The organism is Mycobacterium sp. KBS0706 (assembly GCF_005938675.2).
Taxonomy (GTDB): domain Bacteria; phylum Pseudomonadota; class Alphaproteobacteria; order DSM-16000; family Inquilinaceae; genus Inquilinus.
Genome location: NZ_VCCH02000099.1, coordinates 19455 through 27367 on the forward strand (window position 1 = coordinate 19455; position 7913 = coordinate 27367).

Consider the following 7913-nt stretch of genomic DNA (forward strand, 5'->3'; position numbering starts at 1 on the left):
TCAGGCGCGCTTGATGTCGAAATGCTTCAGCACGGCCTCCTCGATCCGCCACACGCCCTTGAAGCCGGGCTCGACGACGAAGGCGTCGCCAGGGCCGACCTGGACCGGGGTGCCGCCGTCGGGGGTGATGGTGATGCGGCCGCGGATGATGTGGACGAATTCGTATTCGGTGTAGGTGGCGTGCCAGCTGCCCGGCGTCGCCGCCCAGGTGCCGGACAGCATCGACCCGTCGGCCGAGCTGTGCTGCACCCAGGTCTGCATGGTCGGCTTGCCCTCGACCACGCGCCAGCCGTCGAGGTCGGCGGTGATGGGCTCGCCGGTGGGGGCGCCCAGCTTCACGATGGTGTCGGCCATGATTCTCTCCGCGTCTCGGTCGGCCGGCCGGCGCCGGATGCGCCGCCATTGCCGGGCGCGACTGTGCCGGCCCGCGCCGGCGACGGCCACCCCGGGCGCGACCATCCCTGGCGCGGGATCGCCATGCGGCCCGCTCCGCTTGGCCGTCCCGGCGCCGCGGCGCTATCCTGCGGCCCAGGCAGCCGGAGGACACCGCCATGCCCGAGACCCGCAAGGCCCGAGCGGTCGGGTTCAACCATGTCGCGCTCGAGGTCGGCGACATCGACGAGGCGCTGGCCTTCTATGGCAGGCTGTTCGACTTCACCCTGCGCGGCCGCTCCGAGGGCATGGCCTTCATCGACCTGGGCGACCAGTTCCTGGCGCTGCAGCAGGGCCGCCGCCAGGGACCGGATGACGGCCGCCATTTCGGGCTGGTGGTCGACGACAAGGCAGCGGTGCGCGCGGCGCTGGCCGAGGCCGGGGTGGCGGTGCTGCCCGGCCCGTTCCTCGACTTCCTCGACCCCTGGGGCAACCGGATCGAGATCGTCGGCTACGACACCATCCAGTTCACCAAGGCCCCGCATATTCTGCGCGGCATGAGCCTATCCCATCTCGGCAAGACCGAGCAGGCGATCAAGGAACTGACGGAGAAGGGGATGGGGCCAGGGTAGGGGGGCGTCAGCGCCCCTGCGGGTCAGGAGCAGTTCCTTGTGCCGATCCATGAAGGTGTTCAGGTCACTCGGTACGACGTTCGATCGTTGACGTCCTCGACGAGGATGCGGTGGCCATTAGCGAAGCGGAAGGTGAGCCGTGCGGACGGATCTCCAAACGGGCGGCGAAGTTGAGGAAGCGTTACTCCACCCCCACCCATTTCCTCTCCGCCGCCGACCGCCCGATCGCCTCGCTCACCCGTTCCAGCGCCGCGGCCGCCGCGAAATCCGGGTAGGCCGCCGCGCCGCCGGCGATCGCGTCCAGAAGCTGCGCCACCTCGATCACCTTGAGGTCGTTGAAGCCGAGGCCGTGGCCGGCGGCGGGGCTGAAGGCGCCGTAATGCGGGTGGGCCGGGCCGGTCAGCACCGTGCGGAAGCCGTTGCGGTCGCCCGGCGCGGCGCCCGGCTGGTAGAGCTGCAGCTCGTTCATCCGCTCCTGGTCGAACAGGATCGCGCCCCCGGTGCCGAACACCTCGAAGGCCAGGTGGTTCTTGCGGCCCCAGGCCACCCGGCTGGTCGCCACCGTGCCGATGACGCCGTCGGCGAAGCGCAGCAGGGCGTGGGTCTGGTCCTCGTTCTCCACCGCCGCCGTCCCGGCGGTGACCGCGGCGGCGCCGTCGCGGCGCTCGCGGCCTTCGCCGGCGGCGGGCAGGGGGCGCTCGGCGATCACCGTGCGCTGGTCGGCCGAGACCTCGGCCACCGGCCCGATCAGGGCCAGCGCCACGCTGAGGATGTGCGAGCCGATGTCGCCGAGCGCGCCGCTGCCCGCCTGGTCGCGCCGGCAGCGCCAGGACATCGGCACGGCCGGGTCGGCCATGTAGTCCTCGTCGCTGACGCCACGGAAATAGGTGACGCGGCCGATGGCGCCGTCGCGGATCAGCTGCGCCGCGAAGGACACGGCCGGGCTGCGCAGGTAGTTGTAGCCGACCATGGTGTGCACGCCGGCCTCGGCGGCGGCGGCCGCCATCTCCGCCGCGTCGGCGGCGTTCAGCGCCAGCGGCTTCTCGCAATAGACGGGCTTGCCGGCCTTGAGCGCCGCCAGCGCCATCGGCTTGTGCAGAAGGTTGGGGGAGGTGATTGCGACGAGGTCGATCTTCGGGTCGGCGACCAGCTCGCGCCAGTCGCCGGTGGCGCGGGCGAAGCCGAAGCGGTCGGCGGCCCGCTGCGCGGCACCGGCATCGATGTCGGCCACCATCTCGAGCCGGGCGCCGAGCTGGGTGCGGAACACCGCCGGCGCGGCGCGGAAGGCCAGGGCATGGCATTCGCCCATGAAGCCGGTGCCGATCAGGCCGACGCCGATGCTGGTGGTCATGTCTGGTCTCTCGCCTCGGTCCGCCCTCCCGGGGGAGGGGCGATCTGGAAGATGGGGCCGGTGCTGCCCCCTCACCCGGAACCGCTGCGCGGTTCCGACCTCTCCCCGAGGGAGAGGTAACTAATCCCTCTCCTCGGGGAGAGGGAGGGGCCCGGCCCGCTTGGGCCGGGAGGGTGAGGGGGAGTGCCGGCCCCGGTCGTCGGTGCCTAAGCCGCCGCGTCGCTGCGTTCGAATTCGGCCAGCTCGGCGGTCAGGCTGGCCAGCTCCTGGCCGCCGGCCATCATCTCCAGCACCTGCTCGCGGCTGATCTCGCTCTTCGGATAGGTGCCCAGGCAGCGGCCGCGGTTCAGCAGGGTGAAGGTGTCGGCCACCGGATAGGCGTGGTGCACGTTGTGGGTGATGAAGATCACCCCCAGCCCGCGCGCCCGCGCCTGCACGATGTAGCGCAGCACCACCGAGGCCTGCTTGACGCCCAGCGCCGAGGTCGGCTCGTCCAGGATCAGCACCTTGGCGCCGAAATGCACCGCCCGGGCGATGGCGACGCATTGCCGCTCGCCGCCCGAGAGCGTGCCGACCGCCTGGCCGGGGTCGCGCACGTCGATGCCGATCTCGCGCATCGCGTCGCGGGCGATGGCATTGGCCTTGTCCATGTCGATGCGCCGGGTCGGGCCCCAGCCCACCGTCGGCTCGCGGCCCATGAAGAAGTTCCGGGTGATGCTCATCAGCGGCACCATCGCCAGGTCCTGGTAGACCGTGGCGATGCCGTGGTCGAGCGCATGGCGCGGCGAGCGGAACTGCACCGGCTGGCCCTCGACCAGCATCTGGCCCTCGCTGGGCTGGTGCACGCCGGACAGGGTCTTGATCAGGGTCGACTTGCCGGCGCCGTTGTCGCCGAGCAGGGCCAGCACCTCGCCGGCGCGGACCGAGATGGTGATGTCCTTCAGCGCCACCACCGAGCCGAAATATTTGCAGACGCCGTGCAACTCGACCAGGGGCGCAGTGTTGCCGTTGGTCATGACCGGCCTCCCGTCACCTTGCGGCGGATGTAGTTGTTCACGATCACGGCCAGCAGCAGCATCACCCCGAGGAAGACCTTGAACCAGTCGGTGTTCACGCCGGAGTAGAAGATGCCCATCTGCACCACGCCGAAGATCAGCGCGCCAAAGGCGGCGCCGATCACCGAGCCGTAGCCGCCGGTCAGGAGGGTGCCGCCGATCACCACGGCGATGATGGCCTCGAACTCCTTCAAGAGGCCGCGGTCGGCGGCGGCGGAGCCGAACTCCATCACCTGGCAGGCGGCGAAGACGGTGGCGCAGAAGGCGGTGCCCATGAACAGCACCACCTTCACCCGGCCGACCGGCACGCCCATGTTGCGGGCCGCGGTGTTGTCGCCGCCGACGGCGAAGACCCAGTTGCCGAAGCGGGTGCGCAGCAGGATCCAGGCGCCGATCGCGGTCAGCACCAGCCACCACACCACCAGCACCGGCAGGCCGGGGACGATCGGGCTGCCGTCCGGGAAGGTGTCGATCAGGCCGATGCCGGCCGCCCAGCGGTAGAGGCCGTCCAGCACCGTGCCGGTGAAGAAGGGCGCCAGCCAGTCGGCCGCCGCCGGGTCCTTGACGCCGCCGACGATGGTGCGGTTGGTGAACAGGATCGACAGCGCGATGGTCATGCCGCGCAGGATGAACAGGAAGGCCAGGCTGACGATGAAGCTGGGCAGGCCGGTGCGCACCACCAGCCAGCCGTTCAGCGCGCCGATCGCCAGCGCTCCGGCGAAGGCGAAGACCAGCGACAGCCAGACCGGCCAGCCGAAGAACACGGTCGGGATCGCGATCATCATGCCGGCGAAGCCGATCATCGAGCCGATCGACAGGTCGAACTCGCCGGCGACCATCAGCAGGCTGGCGCCGACCGCGAGGATGCCGAGCTGGGCCGAGACCACGAGCCAGTTCGAGATGCCGTCGGCGCTGAACATGCCGGAGCCGCCGGCGGTGATGCCGAAGAAGACGAAGACCAGCACGGTGCCGGCCATGGCGCCGAGCTCGGGGCGGGACAGCAGGCGCGAGGCAAGCGAGACGGAGCGCATCCGCTCGTCCCCCGCCGGGCGCGGGGCGCCACCCTGGCGGGGGCTCCCGGGAACCCTGGTGTCTGTCTGGATGGTGGTCATGGCGTCTTCCGGGCTTGGGGCGGGAAGAGGGGAGGGCGGCCCGGCCGGGGCCGGCGCTTCCATCCCACTCTCCCCCTCCCCCTGCGGGAGGGGGGAAGGGGGAGGGGGCTGTCGATGCGGGGAGCGGGGCCGGCAGGGTCGCCGCGAGCGGTGCGACCCCCTCCCCCTACCCCCTCCCGCGAGGGGAGGGGGAGATCACAAGGTGCTCAGTCTTACCGGTATTCGCCGGCCAGCTTCTCGACCAGGGCGATGTTGTCCTTGGTGATGAAGCCGGGGCCGGAGTTGATGTTGTTGCTGGGGATCACGCCGTAGCGGACGTAGTTCGCCAGCAGCACCACCGGCAGATAGCCCTGCAGATAGGGCTGCTGGTCGATGGCGAAGGTCACTGTGCCGTCCTTGATGCCGGCGGCGATGGCGGCGCTGAGGTCGAAGGTGGCGAAGAAGATCTTGCCGGCCTGCTTGTTGGCCTGCAGCACCTGGATCGTCGGCTCGGCCGAGTTCGGGCCCAGCGTGAGAATCCCGTTGGTGTCCGGATGGGCGCGCAGATAGGCCGAGACCTTGGTCTGCACCTCGCCCGGGTCCATGCCCGAATCGACCATCTGATCGCCCAGCTTGACGCCGAGCGCATCGGCGAAGCCCTGGCAGCGCTCCACCGAGGCCGGGTTGGTGATGTAGTGGTTGACGCAGAGGAACTTGGTGACGCCGGCGGCCTTGGCCTTCTCGCCGGCGCCCTTGCCGGCGTCGTATTCCGGCTGGCCGATATGCATCAGCGCGCCCAGCTGCTTGCTCTGCTCCGCCGTGCCGGAGTTGATGGTGATGACCGGGATGCCCTTCTTCACCGCATCGGTGATCGGGCCCTTCAGCACGTCGAAATCGGCGATGGTGATGATGATGCCGTCGGGCTTCGACGCGGTGGCCTGCTGCAGGATGCGGGCCATGTCGGCGAGGTCGCCGGTCGACGGATTCTGGTAGTCCACCTTGGCGCCGACCTGCTGGCCCGCCTCGCGGATCGCGGTCTTGATGGTGTTCCACCAGCTGTCGGAATCGGGCGCGTGGCTGATCAGCACGAAGCGCTCATTGGCCGCCTGCGCCGCCTGGGGCGCCGCCGCCAGGCCCAGCACCATGGCGGCGCCCATGACCGCGCCGCACAGCAATGTCCGAAGCATTCCTGGTCCTCCCTCGGTTTCGTCGTCCGATTCATCGAGGCCGGGGAGGGGTGTCTGCCCAGGTCCGGCGCCGGTGTCGTTCGATCACCGGAATTGAACAGGATTTTTAACAGGAAGGCAATTCAGAATTTCTGTTCTATTTCTTGATTTGGCCGTTTCAGGGGGCGCCGGCGCCGCGCAGCCCGGCCTCCAGGATCGCCGCCGCCCGGTCGGCCAGGATGTCCAGCCCGCCATCGCGCACCAGATCCTCGGCCAGCTGGCCGGAGAGGACGACCAGCGCCAGGCCATGCATCTGGGTCCAGACGGTCACGACCGCGGCCCGGTCGGCGCCGGGCGCGATGCGGTGCACGGCGTGGCGCAGGCCGTCATAGGACTGCTCCGACGCCGCCCGCAGCGCCGGATCGGCCGATGTCTCCACCGTCCCGTCGAACATCAGCCGGAACAGCCCCGGCTGCTCGCGGGCGAATCCGAGATAGGTGCGGAAGCCGGCGGCCAGGCCGGGTGCGGCCGAGTCCGGGATCGACCGCATGCAGGCGGACAAGGCCGCAAATCCCTCCGCCGCCAGCGCGGCGAGCAGCGCCTGCCGGGTCGGGAAATGCCGGTAGGGCGCGCTGTGCGAGACGCCGACGCGGCGGGCGACGTCGCGCAGGCTCAGCGCCTCCGGCCCGGCCTCCTCCAGCAGCGCGCGGGCCGCCGCCACCAGCGCCCGGCGCAGGTCACCATGATGATAGGGCTGCCCGGCCTGCTCCGATGTTGACATAGTCTACATCCAATCCTATGTTGGCGATGTCAACATCGACCGGATCGGTCCTGCTGTAAAGGCCGCAACGATGCTCTCTCTCGCTTTCGCCGCGCTGTATTGGGTGCTGCTGCATCTCGGCGTCGCCGGCCCGCTCCGCCCGACGCTGGTGGCGCGGCTGGGCGAGATGGGCTATCGCGGTGTGTTCTCGGCGCTCAGCGCCATCGGCCTGGCCTGGCTGGCGCTGGCCTATCGCGGCGCGCCCTATGAGCCGCTCTGGGCCCCGGTGCCCTTCTGGATCCCGGCGGTGCTGGTCTTGCTCGGCTTCGTGCTGCTGGCCTACAGCCTCGGCCCTTCCAACCCGACCCAGGTGGGGGCGGAGCGGATGGGCGACGCGTTGCCGGTCGCCGGCATCACCCGCATCACCCGCCATCCGATGCTCTGGGCCTTCGCGCTCTGGGCGCTCGCGCATCTGACGGTGAACGGCCACTGGGCCGGGGTGCTGCTGTTTGGCGCCATCCTGGTGACGGCGCTGAACGGCATGGTCTCGATCGACCGCAAGCGGGCGGCGCAGCTCGGCCCCGCCTGGAGCGACTTCACCCACCGCACCTCGCGCCTGCCCTTCGCTGCCGTGCTGTCCGGCCGCGGCCAGCTCGCGCTCGGCGAGCTGGCGCCGTGGCGGCTCGGCCTCGGCATCGTCCTGTTCGTCGCCGCGCTGTGGCTGCACGGGTTTCTGTGAGGCGTAGATTGGGTTCGCCGTCGGCGAACCCAACGCGGTGCCCGGCAGCCTCAGCCCCTTGCCGCCCGCCGCCTCCGGGCCAGACTCCTTGCAGCAGCCGAGGAGACAGGCCATGACCGAAGCCGATCTGGGCGTCGAGGCCCATTACTTCGAGGATGGCGGCGCCGTGCCGAACAACCCGGCCCTGCCGCTGCTGGTCTACCGCCAGGTCAGCGGGCTCGGCCTCGGCGACATGGCGACGGCGATCGAGGCGCGCTTCGGCCAGAACGGCTGGGGCAGGGGCTGGCGCGACGGCATCTACCCGTTCCATCATTTCCACAGCAACGCGCATGAGGTGCTGGGCATCGCCGGCGGCCGCGCCAAGGTGCGGTTCGGCGGCGCTTCCGGCGTCTCGCTCGAGCTGCTGGCCGGCGACGTGGTGGTGATCCCGGCCGGGGTCGGCCACAAGCGCGAGGAGGGCAGCGGCGACCTGCTGGTGATCGGCGCCTATCCGCCCGGTGAGGATCCGGACCTGGTCAGGGAAGGCGGGGGCGACGGCCGCGTCCTGCGCGAGAGCATCCGCGCCGTGCCGGTGCCGGAGACCGACCCGGTGCTGGGCGCCGGCGGGCCGCTGGTGACGATCTGGCGCGAGGCCCAGGGCGGATAGAGAGAGCTGCCCGGCGACGCGGTTCACGCAATGTTCATTGCGCGATCGCCCGCGACTCGTTCATGATATGTTCCATGAACAAGCCGCAGTCCGACTCATCC

9 protein-coding genes are annotated in these 7913 nt (G+C 70.4%); 3 read left to right on the forward strand and 6 right to left on the reverse strand.

Going from position 1 to position 7913, the window contains the following annotated elements; all coding sequences use genetic code 11:
* On the reverse strand, window positions 1–354 hold the full coding sequence (locus tag FFK22_RS34235; RefSeq protein WP_138892004.1) for a cupin domain-containing protein: 354 nt from the start codon (window positions 352–354) through the stop codon (window positions 1–3).
* A 197-nt stretch (window positions 355–551) separates the two neighbouring features.
* Here FFK22_RS34235 and FFK22_RS34240 point away from each other — a divergent pair, with 197 nt between their 5' ends.
* Window positions 552–1004: a VOC family protein gene (locus tag FFK22_RS34240; RefSeq protein WP_138892003.1), complete on the forward strand. Its 453-nt coding sequence runs from the start codon at window positions 552–554 to the stop codon at window positions 1002–1004.
* Window positions 1005–1185: 181 nt separating this feature from the next.
* Here FFK22_RS34240 and FFK22_RS34245 read toward each other — a convergent pair whose 3' ends face one another.
* The 5 genes from FFK22_RS34245 to FFK22_RS34265 all read right to left on the reverse strand — a co-directional run bounded on the left by FFK22_RS34245 (window position 1186) and on the right by FFK22_RS34265 (window position 6448).
* Entirely contained in the window at window positions 1186–2355 is a 1170-nt protein-coding gene (locus FFK22_RS34245) for a Gfo/Idh/MocA family protein (RefSeq protein ID WP_138892002.1), read from the reverse strand.
* A gap of 206 nt (window positions 2356–2561) precedes the next feature.
* Complete coding sequence (locus FFK22_RS34250) at window positions 2562–3371, reverse strand: ATP-binding cassette domain-containing protein (protein WP_138892001.1); 810 nt, start codon at window positions 3369–3371, stop codon at window positions 2562–2564.
* Window positions 3368–4441 (reverse strand): ABC transporter permease, encoded by a 1074-nt coding sequence (locus FFK22_RS34255; RefSeq protein WP_221939065.1) that lies wholly within the window; start codon window positions 4439–4441, stop codon window positions 3368–3370. The genes FFK22_RS34250 and FFK22_RS34255 overlap by 4 nt, the downstream gene beginning before the upstream one ends.
* Window positions 4442–4734: 293 nt before the next feature.
* Window positions 4735–5688 (reverse strand): sugar ABC transporter substrate-binding protein, encoded by a 954-nt coding sequence (locus tag FFK22_RS34260; protein ID WP_138891999.1) that lies wholly within the window; start codon window positions 5686–5688, stop codon window positions 4735–4737.
* 157 nt (window positions 5689–5845) lie between these two features.
* Window positions 5846–6448, reverse strand: a complete 603-nt coding sequence (locus FFK22_RS34265; RefSeq protein WP_138891998.1) for a TetR/AcrR family transcriptional regulator — start codon at window positions 6446–6448, stop codon at window positions 5846–5848.
* A 70-nt stretch (window positions 6449–6518) separates the two neighbouring features.
* Between FFK22_RS34265 and FFK22_RS34270 the strand changes: the two genes are divergently transcribed.
* Both FFK22_RS34270 and FFK22_RS34275 read left to right on the forward strand, forming a co-directional pair.
* Window positions 6519–7166 (forward strand): NnrU family protein, encoded by a 648-nt coding sequence (locus FFK22_RS34270; RefSeq protein ID WP_138891997.1) that lies wholly within the window; start codon window positions 6519–6521, stop codon window positions 7164–7166.
* A gap of 112 nt (window positions 7167–7278) precedes the next feature.
* Window positions 7279–7812, forward strand: a complete 534-nt coding sequence (locus FFK22_RS34275; protein ID WP_138891996.1) for a cupin domain-containing protein — start codon at window positions 7279–7281, stop codon at window positions 7810–7812.
* Window positions 7813–7913: the final 101 nt, after the last annotated feature.

Bases quoted from the DNA above. Each gene is read 5' to 3' on its own strand.
- FFK22_RS34270 (WP_138891997.1), top strand. From the start codon at position 6,519: ATGCTCTCTCTCGCTTTCGCCGCGCTGTATTGGGTGCTGCTGCATCTC.
- FFK22_RS34235 (WP_138892004.1), bottom strand. From the start codon at position 354: ATGGCCGACACCATCGTGAAGCTGGGCGCCCCCACCGGCGAGCCCATC.
- FFK22_RS34255 (WP_221939065.1), bottom strand. From the start codon at position 4,441: ATGCGCTCCGTCTCGCTTGCCTCGCGCCTGCTGTCCCGCCCCGAGCTC.
- FFK22_RS34265 (WP_138891998.1), bottom strand. From the start codon at position 6,448: ATGTCAACATCGGAGCAGGCCGGGCAGCCCTATCATCATGGTGACCTG.
- FFK22_RS34260 (WP_138891999.1), bottom strand. From the start codon at position 5,688: ATGCTTCGGACATTGCTGTGCGGCGCGGTCATGGGCGCCGCCATGGTG.
- FFK22_RS34240 (WP_138892003.1), top strand. From the start codon at position 552: ATGCCCGAGACCCGCAAGGCCCGAGCGGTCGGGTTCAACCATGTCGCG.
- FFK22_RS34245 (WP_138892002.1), bottom strand. From the start codon at position 2,355: ATGACCACCAGCATCGGCGTCGGCCTGATCGGCACCGGCTTCATGGGC.
- FFK22_RS34275 (WP_138891996.1), top strand. From the start codon at position 7,279: ATGACCGAAGCCGATCTGGGCGTCGAGGCCCATTACTTCGAGGATGGC.
- FFK22_RS34250 (WP_138892001.1), bottom strand. From the start codon at position 3,371: ATGACCAACGGCAACACTGCGCCCCTGGTCGAGTTGCACGGCGTCTGC.